Genomic DNA, 17,980 nt, shown 5'->3' on the forward strand with positions numbered 1-17,980 from the left:
TCAGCGCCAGTACTCGTACCAGGACGACTCGCGGCAGCCGAGGGACGCGTAGAGGCGGCGGGCGCCGGCGTTCTCGGCGAGCACCTGGAGCCAGAAGCGCGCGACGCCCCGGCCGGACGCGTCCTCGAGGAGGGCGCGGATCACGGCGGAGGCGAGCCCGCGGCGCCGGGCGTCCGGGCGGGTCGCCAGGGCGAAGAGGCCGCCCCAGAGCTCGCCGTCCGGCGCCGTGACGAGCGCGAGGCGGCCGGTCGCGGCCGGGCCGTCCCCGTCGACTGCGAGAGCGTAGGAGGAGGGGCAGCCCGCGAGGATGCGCTCGGCGACCGCACGCTCCTCCGCGCCACCGCGACCGTCCACCGACCACCAGAGGGCGAGCCAGTCCTCGTCGGGAGCCGGGGCGAGGCGGACGCGAGGCTGCGGCGCGGACCTCGGCGGCACTGGCCTCGACGGCGCGGACCCCGACGTCGTGGACAGGGCGGCGAGCGCCTCCTGCACCGAACCCGTCAGCACGAGCGTCCGGTCGATCGGCGCGGCGCCGCGCTCGGCGAGCAGCCCGGTCAGACCGGCGGGGCTCGGCGGTCCGATCTGCACGAGGGGCGCGATCCCGTGCTCGCGGGCGAACGCCTCCGCCGCGTCGAGCGCCGCCTCCTGGTCGACGACGTCGCCGGACGCGAGCACCGAGTTCGCGCGCTTGGTGACTCCTGCGGAGGCGCGCAGCTCCCACGCGCCGAGGGGGCGCCGCACGAGCGCGGGCCAGGCGTCGGCGGCGAGGCGGTCGAGCAGGCGCGGATCCATCGGGCCACGGTAGCGGGAGCGGCGCCGGAGCCCTGTGGACGCCCCCGGAAACGGCTCCGGCCCGCAGGATCCGCCGCGGACGAGCCGAGCGGGATCCTGCGGGCCGGAGGCCGTGGAGGGACGAGCCCTACATGTTGATCATGTGCCCCTTGAGGCCGTGGAAGCCCTCCTGCAGCGCCTCCGACAGCGTCGGGTGGGTGTGCACGTTGCGGGCCAGCTCGGTCGCGGTGAGGTCCCACTTCTGGGCGAGCGTGAGCTCGGGGAGCAGCTCCGAGACGTCCGGACCGATCATGTGGGCGCCGAGGAGCTCGCCGTACTTCTTGCTCGCGATGAGCTTCACGAAGCCGGTGGGCTCGCCGAGGCCGTGGGCCTTGCCGTTCGCCATGAAGGGGAAGGTCGAGACGGTGATCTCGTGTCCCTCGTCCGTCGCCTGCTTCTCGGTGAGGCCGAAGGAGGCGATCTGCGGCTGGCAGAACGTCGCGCGCGGCATCATCCGGTAGTCGCCCAGGGTCTGGGTCTCGGCACCGGCGAGGGTCTCGGCGGCGACGACGCCCTGCGCCTCCGCGACGTGCGCGAGCTGGAGCTTCGCGGTGACGTCGCCGATGGCGTAGATGTGCGGCACGTTGGTGCGCATGTGGTCGTCGATCGCGATCGCGCCGCGCTCGGTGAGCTCGACACCCGTCTTCTCGAGGCCGAAGCCCTCGGTGCGGGGGACCCAGCCGATCGACATGAGCACCTTGTCGACCTCGAGGGTCGACTGCGTGCCGTCCTTCGCGGTGTAGGTGACCGTGACGTAGCCGTCCTTGTCGACGACCGACTCGACCTTGGTCGAGGTCAGGATCTCGACGCCGAGCTTCTTGTACTGCTTCTGGATCTCCTTGGAGACGTCCGGGTCCTCGTTGGGGAGGGCGCGGTCCATGAACTCGATGATCGTCACGTCGACGCCGTAGTTCTTGAGGACGTAGGCGAACTCCATGCCGATCGCGCCCGCGCCCACGATGGCCATCGTGTCGGGGAGCTCGCGGGTCATGATCTGTGTCTCGTAGGTGACGACGTTCTCGGAGAGCTCGACGCCGGGGAGGAGGCGGACGCTCGCGCCGGTCGCGATGATCGCGTCGTCGAAGGTCAGCGACTCCGTGCCGCCCTTGCTCAGCTGCACGTCGAGGCCCTGCGGGCCGGTGAAGGAGCCGACGCCGTCGAACTCGGCGATCTTGTTCTTCTTCATCAGGAAGTGGACGCCCTTGGTGCGGCCGTCCGCGACCGAGCGGCTGCGGTCGAACGCCGCGCCGAAGTCGAACGAGACGTCGCCCGAGATGCCGAACTGCTTCGCCTGGGTGTGGAAGAGGTGGGCGAGCTCCGCGTTGCGCAGCAGCGCCTTGGACGGGATGCAGCCGACGTTGAGGCAGACACCGCCCCAGTACTGCTTCTCGACGACGGCGACGGACTTGCCGAGCTGGGCGGCGCGGATCGCGGCCACGTATCCGCCGGGGCCTGCCCCCAGGACGACGACGTCGAAGTGCTGGGCCATGGATGATCCTCCAGAGTCGTGGATGGTGGTGCGCGAGGTGACCACGCCGTCTCCCACCGTACCGTTCCGGGGCTCGGAGGCGGCCCGCTCCTCCGTGGGCGAACGCGCGTGCGGGCGCCTGCGGTGCACGCGCGGGAATGCCCGCGGGGCGGGGACGGTTGGGCTCCACGGGCGACGGAGCCCCTCCCCCAGTCCCCCGCACGGAAGAAGCCCCGCGATGTCCGCCACCGCCTCCCGCACCGCCAGCACCAGCGCCCCGATCCTCGACGTCCTCGCGGAGCGCTGGAGCCCCCGCTCCTACGACGCGACCGCGACCGTCTCCGACGAGACCCTCGCGTCCCTCCTCGAGGCCGCGCGCTGGTCCCCGTCCGCCAGCAACTCGCAGCCGTGGCGCTTCATCGTCGCCCGCCGCGGAACCGACGGGTTCGACCGCATCGTCGCGACGCTCGCCGGCTTCAACGGCGCCTGGGCCGGCTCCGCCGCCGTCCTGGTCGTCGCGCTCGCCGAGACCGTCGACTCCGAGGGGAAGCCGCGCCCCTGGGCCGTCTACGACCTCGGCCAGTCGATCGCCCACCTCAGCGTCCAGGCGCACCACGAGGGCCTGCACGTGCACCAGATGGCCGGCTTCGACAAGGACGCCGTCCGCGCCGCGTTCGGCGTCGACGAGCGCTTCGACCCGGTGACGATCGCCGCGGTGGGAGTCGCGGCCGACGCCGACGCGCTGGCGAACGAGACCCTCCGCGAGCGCGAGACCGCGCCGCGCACCCGCCTGCCCCTCGAGGAGCTCGTGCTCGTCCAGGCGTAGCCCTCCGGCGGAAGGCCTCCCCCGTCCGCGGACCGGGGAGGCCTTCCGCGTCCCACCCCTGTGTTACTCCCCGTGTCGGTCCCCGCTGTGCCGCCGGGAGCCTCTCCGTACGATCGGACGATCCGCCCGTCCGTCCCGCTGCCCGGAGAGACATGCCCGCCACCCCCGCCGCCCGCACGAGCCTGGCCTTCGACGCCGAGCTCGGCCAGTCGGCGTTCCCCGTGCGCTTCGAGGGGGTCGGCCGCACATTCGCGCCCGGGTCCCCCGTGCTGACGGACGTGACGCTCGAGGCCGCCGCGGGCGAGGTCATCGCGATCCTCGGCCCGAGCGGCTGCGGCAAGTCCACGCTGCTGCGCATCGCGGCGGGCCTGGACACCGCCTCCGAGGGGTCCGTCCTCATCGACGGCGCCCCCGTCTCCGGCATCGACCCGCGCTGCGCGGTGGCGTTCCAGGAGCCGCGGCTGCTGCCCTGGCGGAGCATCGCCGACAACGTCGCGCTCGGCCTGCCCCGCGGCACCCCGCGCCCGGCCGCCCGCGCCGCCGTCGACGAGCTGCTCTCGCTGGTCGGCCTCACCGCGCACGCCCGCTCGCGGCCCCGCGAGGTGTCCGGAGGGATGGCCCAGCGCGCCTCCCTCGCCCGCGCCCTCGCCCGGAACCCCGGCGTGCTCCTCCTGGACGAGCCCTTCGGGGCGCTCGACGCGCTGACCCGCCTGCGGATGCAGGACCTGCTGCTCGACGTGCACGCGGCGGCTCCGGCGACGATCCTCCTCGTCACCCACGACGTCGACGAGGCCCTCCAGCTGGCCGACCGCATCGTGCTCCTCGGGCGCGACGAGCCCGGAGGCGTCTCGCGCATCCAGCGGATCGTCACCGTCCCCGGAGCGCGGCCGCGCGACCGCGGCTCGGCGGAGCTCGCCGAGCACCGGGCCGAGCTCCTCGCGGGGCTGGGCATCGAGCGGCACTGACCCCGGGCGGATCGACCCGCATCCCTCCACCCGGGCGGCACGGTCCGGGCGGCACGACCTCCCTCCCCAGCCGCCTCCTCCTCCCGCTCTCCACCGCACGAGCACCTCCCCGCACCGCCCCTCCCCTGCAGCGTCCACACTCGCTGTCACCGCATCCCCGAAGCCGAGGCCCCCATGTCGTTCACCAGCTCCCCGCTCGCCCGCCGCACCGCTCTCGCCGGTCTGCTCACCGCCGCCGCCGTCCCGCTCCTCGCGGGCTGCGTGCAGGGCGAGGGCGGAGGAGGAGCGGCGGCCGCGACCGCCGACGCCGCCTCCGGAGGAACTCAGGGCGGCACGCTCACGCTCGACTTCGCGACGTACAACCCGCTGAGCCTGGTCATCAAGGAGAAGGGCTGGCTCGAGGCCGCCCTCGCCGAGCAGCAGGTCACCGTCGCCTGGGTGCAGTCGGCCGGCTCCAACAAGGCCAACGAGGCCCTGCGCGCCGGAGCGATCGACGTCGGCTCCACCGCCGGCTCCGCCGCGCTGCTCGCCCGCTCGAACGGCTCGCCGATCAGGACGATCGACATCTTCTCGCAGCCGGAGTGGTCGGCCCTCGTCGTCCCCGCCGGCTCGGCGATCACGTCGGTCGAGCAGCTCAAGGGCAAGCAGATCGCGGCCACCAAGGGCACCGACCCCTACTTCTTCCTGGTGCAGGCGCTCGAGGCCGCCGGGCTGGGCATCGGCGACGTGACGGTGCAGAACCTGCAGCACGCCGACGGCTGGGCGGCGCTGCAGAACGGCTCCGTCGACGCCTGGGCGGGCCTGGACCCGATCATGGCCGGCGCCGAGGCGGCCGGGGCGACCCTGCTCTACCGCAACGTCGACTTCAACTCCTACGGCCTGCTCAACGCGACCGAGAGCTTCCTCGCCGAGAAGCCGGACCTCGCGCAGACCGTCGTGAACGCGTACGAGCACGCCCGCGCCTGGGCGCTCGAGAACCAGGACGAGACGGCGAGCATCCTCGCCTCCGTCGCCGGCCTCGACGTGGCGGTGGCGACGACGGTCATCACCGAGCGCAGCAACCTCGACGTCGACAACGTCCCCGGCTCCGCGCAGACCGACGTGCTCGCCGTGATCGGCCCGATCTTCGTCGAGAACGGCGACGTCGCCTCGCAGCAGCAGGTCGACGACGCGCTCGACTCGCTGCTCGACGACACCTACGCCTCGGCGGCCGACCCGAGCGCCATCGGCGCCTGAGGGTCCGGCCCTCCGCCCCCGACCCCGTGATCCGAGGAGACCGACGATGACGATCCGCGACGACGACACCGCGACCGACGCCGATGTGCTGCGGCGGAGCGCGCTGTCCGCGCCGATGCCGGGTGAGCCCGGACTCGTGACGGCGGGCCCGTCGGTCGCGGCCTCCCAGCGCCGCCTCCGCGAGGACCGCTCCCACCCGCTCACCACGCGACGGTGGTTCGTGGTCGCGGGAGGCGCGGTCCTGCCCGTGCTGCTGCTCGCCGCCTGGCAGATCGCGACGACGACCGGGATGGTCTCGGTGGCGGTCTTCCCCTCGCCCGCGATGGTCTGGGCGGCCGGCGTCGACCTCGCCCAGCGCGGCGACCTCGGCCAGGACGTCGCCATCTCGACGCAGCGCGTGCTCATCGGGTTCGCGCTCGGCTCGGCGCTCGGCCTCGTGGTCGGCGCGCTCTTCGGGCTCTCCCGCGTCTGGGAGGTCGTCCTCGGCCCGACCCTCGGCGCGATCCGGGCGGTCCCGTCGCTGGCCTGGGTCCCGCTGCTGCTGCTCTGGATGGGCATCGGCGAGGAGTCGAAGATCACGCTGATCACGATCGGCGCGTTCTTCCCCGTCTTCACCACGGTGGCCACGGCGCTCGGCCACGTCGACCGGCACCTCGTCGAGGCCGGCCGCGCCTTCGGCCTCTCGGGCGTCCGGCTCTTCACGACGGTGCAGCTGCCCGCGGTTATCCCGTCCGTGATCTCCGGGCTGCGCCTCGCGCTCGCCCAGTCGTGGCTGTTCCTGGTCGCCTCCGAGCTCATCGCCTCCTCGATGGGCCTGGGCTTCCGCCTCATCGACAGCCAGAACAACGGCCGGATCGACCGGGTGTTCCTGGCGATCGTCCTGCTGGCCGTGCTGGGCAAGCTCACCGATGCCGTCGTCGGCGTGTTCCAGCGCTACGCCGTGAGGAAGTGGGCGTGAGCGCCGGGGAGGGAGCTCCGAGCGTGAGCGGGACGATCGCCAACCTGCTCGACGAGCACCGCCGGTTCCCCCCGCCCGCGGCCTTCGCCGCGCAGGCGAACGCGGGCGCGGAGGAGTACTCGCGCGCCGCCGCCGATCCGGTCGCGTTCTGGGAGGAGGCGGCCCGCCGCCTCGAGTGGGCGGAGCCGTGGCACACCGCCCACAGCTGGGAGCCTGCCGCTCCGCTGCCCGACGGCTCGCTCTCGGTGCCGCGCACGACCTGGTTCGAGGGCGGGCGGCTGAACGTGGCCGTCAACTGCGTCGACCGCCACGTGGACGCGGGACGCGGCGGGAAGACCGCCCTCCACTTCGAGGGCGAGCGCGGCGACCGGCGGTCGATCACCTACGCCGAGCTCCAGCGCGAGGTCTCCCGCGCCGCTAACGCGCTGACCGCGCTCGGGATCGGAAAGGGCGACCGCGTCGTCGTCTACCTGCCGGTGATCCCCGAGACCATCGTCATCACGCTCGCGATCGCGCGGATCGGAGCGATCCACTCGCTCGTCTTCGGCGGCTTCTCCGCCGAGGCGGTGCGGTTCCGCGTGGAGGACACCGGCGCGAAGCTCCTGGTCACCACGGACGGGCAGTTCCGGCGCGGAGCGGCGGTGCCGGTCAAGGCGAGCGCCGACCGGGCGGTCGAGGGCGTCGCGTCGATCGAGCACGTCCTCGTCGTCCGCCGCACCGATGAGACCGACGTCCCGTGGACCCCGGGCCGCGACGTCTGGTGGCACGAGCTGGTCGACGCGCAGAGCGACGTCCACGAGGCCGAGGCCTTCGACTCCGAGACGCCGCTGTTCATCATCTACACCTCCGGCACGACCGGGAAGCCCAAGGGGCTGGTGCACACCAGCGGCGGCTACCTCACGCAGGCCTCCTGGACGCACTGGGCGGTGTTCGACGCGAAGCCGGACGACGTGCACTGGTGCACCGCCGACCTCGCCTGGGTCACCGCGCACACCTACGAGATCTACGGACCGCTCTCGAACGGGCTCACCCAGGTCATCTACGAGGGCACCCCGAGCACCCCGCACACCGCCCGGCACTTCGAGATCATCGAGCGGTACGGGGTGACCGTCTACTACACGGCGCCGACGCTGATCCGGACGCTGATGACCTGGTTCCCCGAGGGCGTGCCCGCCCGGTACGACCTGTCGAGCCTGCGCCTGCTCGGCACCGTCGGCGAGTCCATCAACCCCGAGGCCTGGGTCTGGTTCCACGAGGCGATCGGCGGCGGACGCTGCCCGATCGTCGACACCTGGTGGCAGTCCGAGACCGGCGCCGCAGTGATGTGCCCGCTGCCGGGCGTCTCGACCCTCAAGCCGGGCTCGTCTCTCGGAGCCCTGCCCGGGCTCGGCGTCCTCGTGGTGGACGAGCACGGCGAGCGGGTGCCGAACGGCTCCGGCGGCTACCTCGTGGTCGACCGGACCGGGCCGGCGCTCGCCCGCACCGTGTGGGGCGACCCGGAGCGGTACCGCGACTCCTACTGGGCCCGCTACGCGTCCCAGGGGTGGTTCTTCTCCGGGGACGGCGCGAAGTACGACGCCGACGGCGACGTCTGGGTGCTCGGCCGCGTCGACGACGTCATCAACGTCTCCGGGCACCGCCTGTCCACGATCGAGATCGAGTCGGCACTCGTCGCCCATCCGGCCGTCGGCGAGGCCGGAGTCGTCGGAGTCGCCGACGCGACGACCGGCCAGGCCATCGCGGCGTTCGTCATCCCCTCCGACGAGGCCGTCGACCGCGCCGAGGAGGACCCGGCCTACTGGGCCGCGCTCGGCACGACGCTCTCGGCGCTCCTGCGCGACCACGTGGCGGTCGCGATCGGTCCGATCGCCAAGCCGCGCGACGTGGTGGTGGTGCCGGATCTGCCCAAGACCCGCTCCGGCAAGATCATGCGGCGGCTGCTCGGCGACATCCGCGACGGCCGCCCGCTCGGAGACGTGACGAGCCTCCAGGACGACACCGTCCCGGCGCGCATCGCCCGCATCGTCGCCGAGCGCGGGTAGGCGCCGCGCCAGTCGGACGCGGCGGGCGGACCCTGTTTCGGGGAGGCGTCGGGAGCCTGCGCGTCCGCGGCGAGGAGGGGCCGCCGGGGAGCATCCGGAGTAGCGTGAAGCCGTGCGCGACGTCCAACAGCAGATCATCTCCGAGCTCCACGTCTCCCCCGCCGTCGATCCGGCCGTCGAGGTCGAACGGCGCAGCGGATTCCTCGCCGACTACCTCCGCAGCACCGGCGCGAAGGGCCTCGTCCTCGGCATCAGCGGCGGCCAGGACTCGAGCCTCGCCGGGCGCCTCTGCCAGCTCGCGGTCGAGCAGGTCCGCGCGAGCGGCGGCGACGCCTCCCTCATCGCGGTCCGCCTGCCGTACAAGGTGCAGGCCGACGAGGAGGACGCCCAGCTCGCCCTCACGTTCATCCGCCCGGACCGCCAGGTCGTCTTCGACATCCACCAGGGCGTCGACGGCGTGACCGCAGCATTCGGCGACGCGGTCGACGAGCCGATCAGCGACTTCGTGAAGGGCAACGTGAAGGCGCGGATGCGGATGATCGCGCAGTACGCGATCGCCGGCCAGGCCGGGATGCTCGTCGTCGGGACCGACCACGCGGCCGAGGCGGTCACCGGCTTCTTCACGAAGTACGGCGACGGCGGCGCCGATGTCCTCCCGCTCACCGGCCTCACCAAGCGGCAGGGGCGCTCGCTCCTCGAGCACCTGGACGCACCGGCCCGGCTCTACGAGAAGGCGCCGACGGCGGACCTGCTCGACGACAACCCCGGCCAGACCGACGAGACGAACCTCGGGCTCACCTACGCCGACCTCGACACGTACCTCGAGGGCGGCGAGGTCGACCAGGCCGTCGCCGAGGCCATCGAGGCGCGGTACGCCGCGACCGAGCACAAGCGCCAGGTGCCGCTGTCGATGTTCGACGACTGGTGGCGCTGAGCCGCCGCTGACCGCTTCCAGCGGCCGGCAGCTCAGGACCGCACGGGGCCCCGCTGAGGCGGGGCTCCCCTGCGTCCGGCGCGGAACCGCCGCGCGGTCCGGTCCCGCCGCGGTATCAGGAGTCGGCGCGGGCGTTGTAGACGAGCACCTCGCCGGAGTCGACGGAGGCGCGGTAGGCGCGGAACACGTCGAGGGCCTCGTCGCGGAGCACGCCGTCGACGACCTCGATGCCGCGGGCCTCGAACTGCGCGGCCCAGTCCTCGCGCATCGGGCCCTCGTCGAAGGTGCTGATCTCCTCGAGCTCGGGGCCGGAGCCCGCGACGACCAGGCGGCGCACCCCCGACCACATCGTCGCTCCGTAGCACTGCACGCACGGGCGCCAGTTGACGACCAGGTCGTGCGCGGGGAGGCCCTCGCCGCCGAGGTCCCAGGTGCCGAGCGCGGTCTGCGCGAGACCGAGCGCCGTCACCTCGGCGTGGCCGGACGAGACCCCGCTGCCGAGGACGACGTTCACTCCGACCGAGACGAGACGACCGGAGTCGCGCTCGACGACGATCGCCGCGAACGGGCCGCCGTTCCCCTCGCGGAAGTTGCGGTCGGCGAGCGCGTGCACGAGGGCCATCCGGTCCTCGAGGCTCGGGAGGACCTCGGGGACGTCGCGGAGGGCGTCACCGATCCAGGCGGGCAGGGCGATCTCGTAGCGGGTGGCGAGGCGGTCGATGTCCATGGGTCCTCCGGGAGACGGGGCGGGGCGGGGCGGCGGGCGGAGAGGGATGCGCGGCAGGCACGGCACAAATGACGCGCGGGCGGCGGCGGCCGTCGCCCCTCAGCCTCGCAGTGCCGAGCGCCGGAGACGGAATCGGCCCGGCGCGTCGACGCGGAGGTCAGGCGAGGAGGGCCTCGCCGAGCGCCGCGGCCTGCGCCGCCCAGAAGCGCTTCGCCACGCCGGTCCGGCGGAACAGGGCGTCGAAGCCGTGGAAGGCGCCCTCCACGATCTCGAGCCCGCACGGCACTCCGGCCGCGCGCAGGCGCTCGGCGTAGCGGACGTCCTCGTCGTGGAAGAGGTCGAGGCCGCCGACGCCGATCCAGGCCGGCGGCAGGCCCGCGAGGTCGTCGCGGCGGGCGGGGGCGGCGTAGGCCGTGACGCCGGGGCCGCCGGGCTCGCCAGCGAGGTAGGCGGTCCAGCCGAAGCGGTTGCTGCCCGGGGTCCAGACGCGGACTCCGCGCGGAGGAGGACCGGGCCGGGTGACGGTGCGGTCGTCGAGCATCGGGTAGACGAGCAGCTGGAACGCGGGCTGCGCTCCTCCGCGGTCGTGGGCGAGGAGGGTCGCACCCGCGGCAATGCCGCCGCCCGCGCTCGCGCCTCCGACGGCGATGCGCGCCGGGTCGACGCCGCGCTCCTGCGCGTGCTCGACGAGCCAGTCGAACGCGGCCAGCACGTCCTCGACGGCAGCCGGGGCCGGATGCGCGGGCGCGAGGCGGTAGTCGACGGAGACGACCGTGATGCCCAGGGTGCGGGCGAAGTCGATGCAGGACGCCTCGTCCTGGAGGTGGCTGCCGAGCACCATGCCGCCGCCGTGCACCCAGAGGAGCGCGGGAGCGGTACCGCGGAGGATGCGCGGCCGGTAGCTGCGGGCCCGGACGGGAGCGGCTCCGGCGACGGGGATCTCGAGGTCGTCGACCACGATGTCGGGCGGAGCCTCACCTCCCTCGGCGACGCGACGCGTGGCGAGGCGCAGCAGTCGCGGGCCGAGGACGATCGGCGGGAGGAAGCGACCGAGCGCGAGGTCGGGGTGGAAGAGGGGCGCCGTCGTGGCGGTGCGGGCTGACGCGGTCATGCGCGGGAGGCTACTCCTCGCGGCCGTGCCGGCGCCCCTCCGCGGGATTACGGACGCACGAGGGTCTTGATCGCGCGGCGCTCGTCCATGGCGGCGTACGCCTCGGCGATCTCCTCGAGGGGCAGCTCGAGGTCGAAGACCAGACCGGGCTCGATCGCGCCGCTGAGCACGTCCGGCAGCAGCTCGGCCATGTAGCCGCGGACCGGCGCGACTCCGCCGTTGACGCCCACGTTCGAGCCGAACATCTGGCGGACGGGCAGCTCGGGGCCTCCGTTGGGGACGCCGACGTAGCCGACCATGCCGCCGGGGCGGGCGGAGTCGAGGGCCTGCTGCATCGACTCCTTGGTGCCGACGCATTCGAGCACGCAGTCGGCGCCGATCCCGCCGGTCAGCTCGCGGACGCGCGCGACGCCCTCGTCGCCGCGGGTCTCGACGATGTGGGTCGCCCCGAAGCGGCGGGCGAGGTTCTGCCGCGACTCGTGCCGCGACATCGCGATGATCGTGGTCGCGCCGAGGCGCTTGGCCGCCAGGACGGCGCAGAGGCCGACCGCGCCGTCGCCGACGACCGCGACGGTCGAGCCCGCGGTGACACCGGCCGAGACCGCGGCGTGGTGGCCGGTCCCCATCACGTCGGCGAGGGTGAGCAGGCTGGGGATGAGCGCCGGATCCGGGTCCATGCCCACGCGGAAGAGCGTGCCGTCGGCGAGGGGCACGCGCACCTTCTCGCCCTGGGCGCCGTCCGCGAAGCCCTCCTCGCGGACCTCAGCGCCCCACCAGCCGCCGGTGAGGCACGAGGTGGAGACGCCGTTGGCGCAGTTCGCGCAGGTGCCGTCGCAGACGTAGAACGGGGCGATCACGAAGTCGCCGACCGCGACGTCGTGCACGTCGTCGCCGATCTCCTCGACGACGCCGACGAACTCGTGGCCGATGCGGTGCGCCTCCTTGGTGGGAGTGACGCCGCGGTAGGGCCAGAGGTCGGAGCCGCAGACGCAGGCCGCGGTGACGCGGACGATCGCGTCGCGCCCCGTCGAGAGCTGCGGGTCGGGGACCTCCTCGAGTCGGATGTCGCGCTCGCCGTGGATGAGTGTTGCTCGCATGGGTGCTCCTGGTCGGGAGGGGGATGGGGTCGGCGTCCACGGTACGCCCGCGACCGGCCGCGGGCGCCGGAGAGGCGGGGGCTTGCACGAACGCGCGCCGACGCGGCCCAGGTGGAGAGCCGGGGCGCGGCCGGGGGCGGTCCGGCGCCGGGCGGGAGGCGTCCTGCCGGAACGGAGGGGCCCCGCAGCAGCCCTGCGCCGCGTCACGGCTGCGCCTCCGCCCAGCCGTCGCGCCCGATCACGACGTGCGCGAGGAACCGCAGGCCGCACGCCTCTGCCCCGTCGGCGATCGCCCGCGTCGCCGCACGGTCGGAGGGGAGCACCACGGCCTCGCCCGCGTGGCTGTGCGCCAGGCCGATGCCCGCCGCGCCGCGCGCCAGCACCTCGGCGAGCACGGCGGCGACGGGGATCTCGGCGTGCGCCGGGGCTCCGTCGGCCAGCGTCAGGACGTCGCGGACGGCTCCGGACTCGGCGAGCGCCACCGCCAGCACGGTCTCGACCGGCCGGGCGGCCAGCAGCGGAGCGACGAGCCCGGCCAGGCCGGCGGCGTCGGTCACCCGGGCGGCGCGCGAGGCGCGGTTCATCCTCCGCCGCAGCTCGAAGGAGGCGACCAGGCGGCAGGCGGCGACCTCGCCGACTCCGCGGTGCCGCATCAGATCGCCCACCCCGGCCCGGGCGACGGCGTCGATGCCGCCGAAGCGCGCGAGGAGGCGCTGCGCGACGACGGTCGCGTTGGCGCCGCGGACGCCGGCCCCGATGAGCACGGCGAGGGTCTCGGCGTCGGTGAGCGCCTCCGGTCCGTAGGCGCGGAGGCGCTCCCTCGGCCTCTCCTCGGGAGGGAGGTCGGCCATCCGGGGGCCGGGCGTTTCAAAGGACATGCCGCCGACGCTACGGAGCCCGCCGGACGGGCGCGCCGCGGATCCCGCGACTGTGGACGACTCCCGCCCTCGCGCGCCCTGTGGAGGGAACTTCCGTCGCCACCCGCGCGCTCCTCTCCCCTGCGAGTACGCAGAAGTCGGACTCGCGACAGGGGTCGAGCACCCCTGTCAGTCCGACGCGGGCATCCCGGCCGTCACCGACAGGCTCTCGCCGTCCGGCGCCACGTCCACCAGCACCACGTCCCCGTCGCGCACCGTGCCGCCGAGCAGCGCCGTCGCCAGCTGGTCGTCGATCGCCCGCTGCATCAGCCGGCGCAGCGGCCGCGCGCCGTACTGCGGGTCGTAGCCGCGCTCGGCCAGCCACCCGCGGGCCGCGGGCGTCACCGCCAGGTCGAGCCGTCGCTCCGAGAGCCTCCTCGACAACCGGTCGACGTACAGCGACACGATCTCGCCGAGCTCGGTGCGGTCGAGCGCGTCGAAGATCACGATGTCGTCGAGCCGGTTCACGAACTCGGGCTTGAAGGCCTGGCGCACCATCTGCTGGACCGCCTCCTCCTTCTGCGGCCGCGACAGCGCCGGGTCCACGAGGAACTGCGACCCCAGGTTGGAGGTGAGGATGAGGATCGTGTTGCGGAAGTCGACCGTCCGCCCCTGACCGTCGGTGAGCCGGCCGTCGTCGAGCACCTGCAGCAGGACGTCGAACACCTCGGGGTGCGCCTTCTCGATCTCGTCGAGGAGCACCACCGAGTACGGGCGGCGGCGGACCGCCTCCGTGAGCTGGCCGCCCTGCTCGTAGCCGATGTAGCCGGGAGGGGCGCCGACCAGCCGCGAGACGGCGAACTTCTCGCCGTACTCCGACATGTCGATGCGGACCATCGCCTTCTCGTCGTCGAAGAGGTGGTCGGCGAGCGCCTTCGCCAGCTCGGTCTTGCCGACGCCGGTCGGCCCGAGGAAGAGGAAGGAGCCGGTCGGCCGGTCGGGGTCGGAGATGCCCGCGCGGGTGCGGCGCACCGCGTCCGCGACGGCCGACACCGCCTCGTCCTGGCCGATCAGTCGGCGGTGCAGCTCGGTCTCGAGGTGCAGCAGCTTCTCGGTCTCGCCCTGCAGGAGACGCCCGACGGGAATCCCCGTCCAGGCGGCGATCACCGCGGCGATGTCGTCGGCCGTCACCTGCTCGTTGACCATGCGGCCCTCGGCCGGCTCCTCCTCCGCCTCGGCGGCCGCGAGCTCGCGCTCGATCACCGGGATGTCGCCGTAGAGCAGCTTCGACGCGCGCTCGAGCTTCCCCTCGCGCTGCGCGCGCTCGGCGGCGATCCGCAGGGCGTCGAGCCGGTTCTTGAGCTCGCCGACGCGGTTGAGGGAGGCGCGCTCGCGCTCCCAGCGCTCCTGCAGCTCCTCGAGCTGGGCGCCGCGGCGGGCCAGGTCCTCGCGCAGCTTCTCGAGCCGCGCCTTCGAGGCCTCGTCCTTCTCCTTCTTCAGCGCCAGCTCCTCGAGCCTCAGCCGGTCGACGGAGCGGCGCAGCTCGTCGATCTCGACGGGAGCGGAGTCGATCTCCATGCGCAGCCGCGACGCGGCCTCGTCGATCAGGTCGATCGCCTTGTCCGGCAGCTGGCGGGAGGTGATGTAGCGGTTCGAGAGCGACGCGGCGGCGACCAGGGCGGAGTCGGCGATCGCCACCTTGTGGTGCGCCTCGTAGCGCTCCTTCAGCCCGCGGAGGATCGCCACGGTGTCCTCAACGGTCGGCTCGCCGACGAAGACCTGCTGGAAGCGGCGCTCGAGAGCGGCGTCCTTCTCGATGTACTGGCGGTACTCGTCGAGCGTCGTCGCGCCGATCATCCGCAGCTCGCCGCGCGCCAGCATGGGCTTGAGCATGTTCGCGGCCGCCACCGATCCCTCGCCGCCGCCCGCGCCCATCAGCGTGTGCAGCTCGTCGATGAAGGTGATGATCCGGCCGTCGGACTCCTCGATCTCCTGGAGCACGGCCTTCAGCCGCTCCTCGAACTCGCCGCGGTACTTCGCTCCGGCGATCAGGGCCGAGAGGTCGAGGCTGACGAGCTGCTTGCCCTTGAGGCTCTCGGCGACGTCGCCCGCGACGATCCGCTGCGCGAGCCCCTCGACGACGGCGGTCTTGCCGACGCCGGGCTCGCCGATGAGAACGGGGTTGTTCTTGGTGCGGCGCGTGAGCACCTGGCTGACGCGCCGGATCTCGGCATCCCTCCCGATCACCGGATCGAGCTTGCCGCTCGCCGCGATGGCGGTCAGGTTGACGCCGTACTGCTCGAGTGCGGACTTCTCGTCCTGCTGGGGCATCCGACCGGCCTGCATGATGGTGGTCTCCTCCGTGGCTCGAAAGTTGAGTTCGACGGACTCAACTTTACTCCCGCGACGGCTCCGGCGGTCAGGCCGTCAGAAGATCGCTGTCGCGACCCTGGAGCGCCTCGAGCGCGTTCCGGAGGATCGAGCGCAGCCGGAACTCGTCGATCCCGGTCAGCGCCGAGATCTCGGCCTGCGAGAAGCCGCCGGCCGCAGCCAGCAGCAGGAGCTCGCGGTCCGGGCAGTCGAGGGCGAGCAGGCCGCTGCCGAGCGGCCGCCGGGCGAGCTCGTGCGCGGTGCCGAGGGTCTCGCAGAGGACCTCGAGCACCCAGAGCACGGGCTCCGGCGAGCGGGCGCCCTCGCGGGAGCGGCGCCAGACGGCGGTGAAGACGTCGGTGCAGAGCCGGTCGCGGCCGGCCGGGTCGGCCTGGACCGTGCCGACGCACGCCGAGACGAGGCCGCCGAAGCGGTCGACGAGCTCTCCCAGAGCGGAGGCGTCCCCCGTGGCGGAGCGGGCCAGCAGACGGGCGGCGTCCTGCGTCAGCGGCGGACGCACCCGTCCTCCGGTCGCGTCCTCGCCTCCAGCACTCACAGGCCTCAGCGTGTCACCGACTCCGGGACGGCGGGACCAGTTGCGCGGAAGGGGGGTGACATGTAAGGAGCGGATCCGCTATCCGACATCAGAGGCGCGGCCAGCGCGCGCGGGCGAAGCAGAAGAGCCCGTAGGCGATGAAACCGACGGCGACGAAGCCGAGGAGGAGCACACCTGCCGGCAGCTCCACGAGCGACTTCAGCGCCTCGTCGAGCCCGCCCGCCTGCTCCGGATCATGGGTGACGGCGGCGACGATCAGCAGCACGCCGAGAGCGCCGAGGACCACGCCCTTGGCGACGTAGCCGGCGACGCCGAGCACGGTGACGACGGTGCCCGCCGTACCGCCCGGCTCCGCGACGTTCTCGAGGAACTTCCTGCTCGCTCCGCGGTACACGAAGACGCCGCCGACCGCGAGGACGGCCAGTCCCGCGATCACGAGCAGCACGACTCCGCCCGGCGCCGAGAGCACCTGCGCGCTCGCGCTCTCGGACGACTCGGACGAGCTCGACCCGCCGCCCGTCGCGAACTTCAGCGCCGTCACGCCGAGGGCGCCGTAGACGACGGCCTTGCCCGCCTCCTTCAGCCGGCTGCCCCAGGTCTTCAGGGCGCTCTCGCGCGGGCGGACGAGGAACGCCTCGAGCAGCCCCCAGAGCGCCAGGCCGAAGAGGCCGACCGTGCAGATCCAGAGGATCACCAGACCGCCGGGCTGCGCCGCGAGGGCGCCGAGAGCACCGCTCTGGTCGGCCTCGCCTCCGCCGCCGCGGGCCACGCCGAGGGCGATCACTCCGATCAGGAGGTGGACGAGGCCGTTCGCCGCGAAGCCGCCGCGGGCGAGGGTCCGCACCGCCCGGGAGTCCTGGATGTCGTCGGCGGTGCGCTGGGCGTCGGCGGTGCTCGGAGTGTTCACAGGGTGGACGCTACGCGTTTCCACACCCCCGCGCCCGGCGCTCCGCCGTTCGGAGGTGCTCCCGGAGCCGGTTCTCCACACCTTTCCACAGGGTTGTCCACAGCTGTGGAATCGCTGGAGGGACGAGTGGATCACACGTCGACGGCGCGGACGAGTCCGTCCTGCACGCCGCCCAGCCAGTCGTAGACGCTGCGGATCGCGGCCGCACTCCCCTCCTCCGGGACGACGTCGTCGGTGTCGTCGATCCCCAGCCGCACGGCCAGAGCGAGCCGCATGTCGGTCAGTGCGCGGAGCCAGGCGATCGCCTGCGGCTCCTCGAGACGGACCGCGACCTCGCCCAGCCCCTCGAAGATCCGGCCGTGACTCGTGCCGTCGCCGGCGTCGAGGGCCGCCGTGACGGCACGGGCGTCGTCCATCTTGCGGGCGGCGAGGTCCGGAGCGGTGAAGCGGCGGAACTCGTCGGCCGCCTCGGCGTCGTCGCGGTAGGCGTCGGGCAGGAGGCGGGCGAGCGCCGGATCGGAGCGGGCCTCCTCCGAGGACGCCCCGCGATCGAGCAGCTCGAGCATCTCGCCGGCCAGATGGCGGAGGATCCCGGCCTCCTCGCGGTCGAAACGGGCGACGGCGGCTCCGGAGGAGTCGCGGCGGAACGCGCGCATCAGCCGAGTCCTCGGATGCCGCGAGCGGGGTGCTCTCCGGTCTCCGCGGCCGCGGGGCGCAGCGGGGCGCTCACGCGTCGGCCTTCTGCAGCGTCGCCCACAGGCCGTAGCCGTGCATCGCCTCCACGTGCCGCTCCATCTCCTCGCGGTTGCCGGTCGCGACGACCGCGCGCCCCTCGGTGTGCACCTGCAGCATCAGCCGCTCCGCCTCGGCCCGGCCGAAGCCGAAGTAGCTGCGGAAGACGTACGAGACGTACGACATCAGGTTGACCGGATCGTCCCAGACCAGCACGATCCACGGGACCTCGGCCGCCGAGCGGGTCGCCAGGCGCTCGTCCGCGCGCTCGATCGTGTCCGCCATCCCTCCAGCGTAGGCCGCGGCGCGGGCGGACGCCCGGGCGCGCGGGCCGGAGCGTGCTGCCCGCAGCCCGCGAGTGAC

17 protein-coding genes are annotated in these 17,980 nt (G+C 73.6%); 6 read left to right on the forward strand and 11 right to left on the reverse strand.

The window, feature by feature from the left end; genetic code table 11:
* Together C5C29_RS08005 and lpdA are read right to left on the reverse strand one after the other, a co-directional pair.
* Positions 1-792 carry a GNAT family N-acetyltransferase gene (locus tag C5C29_RS08005; protein ID WP_104308220.1) on the reverse strand — a complete coding sequence of 264 codons (792 nt, stop codon included), beginning with the start codon at positions 790-792 and terminating at the stop codon, positions 1-3.
* Between the two features lie 127 nt (positions 793-919).
* On the reverse strand, positions 920-2,320 hold the full coding sequence (gene lpdA / locus C5C29_RS08010) for a dihydrolipoyl dehydrogenase (RefSeq protein WP_104222818.1): 1,401 nt from the start codon (positions 2,318-2,320) through the stop codon (positions 920-922).
* Positions 2,321-2,537: 217 nt separating this feature from the next.
* On the opposite strand from lpdA, the gene C5C29_RS08015 reads away from it, so the two are divergent.
* From C5C29_RS08015 to nadE, 6 genes are all read left to right on the forward strand, one after another.
* Entirely contained in the window at positions 2,538-3,125 is a 588-nt protein-coding gene (locus C5C29_RS08015; protein WP_104292823.1) for a nitroreductase family protein, read from the forward strand.
* A 152-nt stretch (positions 3,126-3,277) separates the two neighbouring features.
* Positions 3,278-4,090, forward strand: coding sequence for an ABC transporter ATP-binding protein (locus tag C5C29_RS08020; protein ID WP_104222820.1), 813 nt, complete (start codon positions 3,278-3,280; stop codon positions 4,088-4,090).
* 174 nt (positions 4,091-4,264) lie between these two features.
* The gene (locus C5C29_RS08025; protein WP_104308221.1) at positions 4,265-5,326 is read left to right on the forward strand and encodes an aliphatic sulfonate ABC transporter substrate-binding protein; all 1,062 of its coding nucleotides are present in this window, start codon (positions 4,265-4,267) and stop codon (positions 5,324-5,326) included.
* Between the two features lie 46 nt (positions 5,327-5,372).
* Positions 5,373-6,284, forward strand: coding sequence for an ABC transporter permease (locus tag C5C29_RS08030; RefSeq protein WP_258068242.1), 912 nt, complete (start codon positions 5,373-5,375; stop codon positions 6,282-6,284).
* 23 nt (positions 6,285-6,307) lie between these two features.
* Entirely contained in the window at positions 6,308-8,326 is a 2,019-nt protein-coding gene (acs, locus tag C5C29_RS08035) for an acetate--CoA ligase (RefSeq protein WP_104225883.1), read from the forward strand.
* 112 nt (positions 8,327-8,438) lie between these two features.
* Positions 8,439-9,260 carry an ammonia-dependent NAD(+) synthetase gene (nadE, locus tag C5C29_RS08040; RefSeq protein WP_104308222.1) on the forward strand — a complete coding sequence of 274 codons (822 nt, stop codon included), beginning with the start codon at positions 8,439-8,441 and terminating at the stop codon, positions 9,258-9,260.
* Positions 9,261-9,375: 115 nt separating this feature from the next.
* Here the strand turns inward: nadE and C5C29_RS08045 are convergent, their stop codons facing one another.
* The 9 genes from C5C29_RS08045 to clpS form a co-directional block, all read right to left on the reverse strand.
* A complete protein-coding gene (locus tag C5C29_RS08045) occupies positions 9,376-9,987 on the reverse strand; it encodes a nucleoside deaminase (RefSeq protein WP_181027247.1) in 612 nt (203 codons plus the stop codon).
* Positions 9,988-10,144: 157 nt separating this feature from the next.
* Positions 10,145-11,098, reverse strand: coding sequence for an alpha/beta hydrolase (locus C5C29_RS08050; protein WP_104308223.1), 954 nt, complete (start codon positions 11,096-11,098; stop codon positions 10,145-10,147).
* 47 nt (positions 11,099-11,145) lie between these two features.
* Positions 11,146-12,195 carry a zinc-dependent alcohol dehydrogenase family protein gene (locus tag C5C29_RS08055; protein WP_104250697.1) on the reverse strand — a complete coding sequence of 350 codons (1,050 nt, stop codon included), beginning with the start codon at positions 12,193-12,195 and terminating at the stop codon, positions 11,146-11,148.
* A 203-nt stretch (positions 12,196-12,398) separates the two neighbouring features.
* Complete coding sequence (locus C5C29_RS08060; protein WP_104225738.1) at positions 12,399-13,073, reverse strand: RadC family protein; 675 nt, start codon at positions 13,071-13,073, stop codon at positions 12,399-12,401.
* Between the two features lie 168 nt (positions 13,074-13,241).
* A complete protein-coding gene (locus tag C5C29_RS08065) occupies positions 13,242-15,383 on the reverse strand; it encodes an ATP-dependent Clp protease ATP-binding subunit (protein ID WP_374952925.1) in 2,142 nt (713 codons plus the stop codon).
* Between the two features lie 88 nt (positions 15,384-15,471).
* Complete coding sequence (locus C5C29_RS08070; RefSeq protein WP_146083124.1) at positions 15,472-15,978, reverse strand: RNA polymerase sigma factor; 507 nt, start codon at positions 15,976-15,978, stop codon at positions 15,472-15,474.
* Between the two features lie 88 nt (positions 15,979-16,066).
* Positions 16,067-16,885 (reverse strand): DUF1206 domain-containing protein, encoded by an 819-nt coding sequence (locus C5C29_RS08075; protein WP_104308224.1) that lies wholly within the window; start codon positions 16,883-16,885, stop codon positions 16,067-16,069.
* Positions 16,886-17,016: 131 nt separating this feature from the next.
* A complete protein-coding gene (locus C5C29_RS08080; RefSeq protein WP_104225742.1) occupies positions 17,017-17,541 on the reverse strand; it encodes a DUF2017 domain-containing protein in 525 nt (174 codons plus the stop codon).
* Between the two features lie 70 nt (positions 17,542-17,611).
* Positions 17,612-17,902, reverse strand: a complete 291-nt coding sequence (clpS, locus tag C5C29_RS08085; RefSeq protein ID WP_104222829.1) for an ATP-dependent Clp protease adapter ClpS — start codon at positions 17,900-17,902, stop codon at positions 17,612-17,614.
* Positions 17,903-17,980: the final 78 nt, after the last annotated feature.

The organism is Rathayibacter sp. AY1H2 (assembly GCF_002931985.1).
In the GTDB taxonomy this organism is placed as follows: Bacteria; Actinomycetota; Actinomycetes; order Actinomycetales; family Microbacteriaceae; genus Rathayibacter.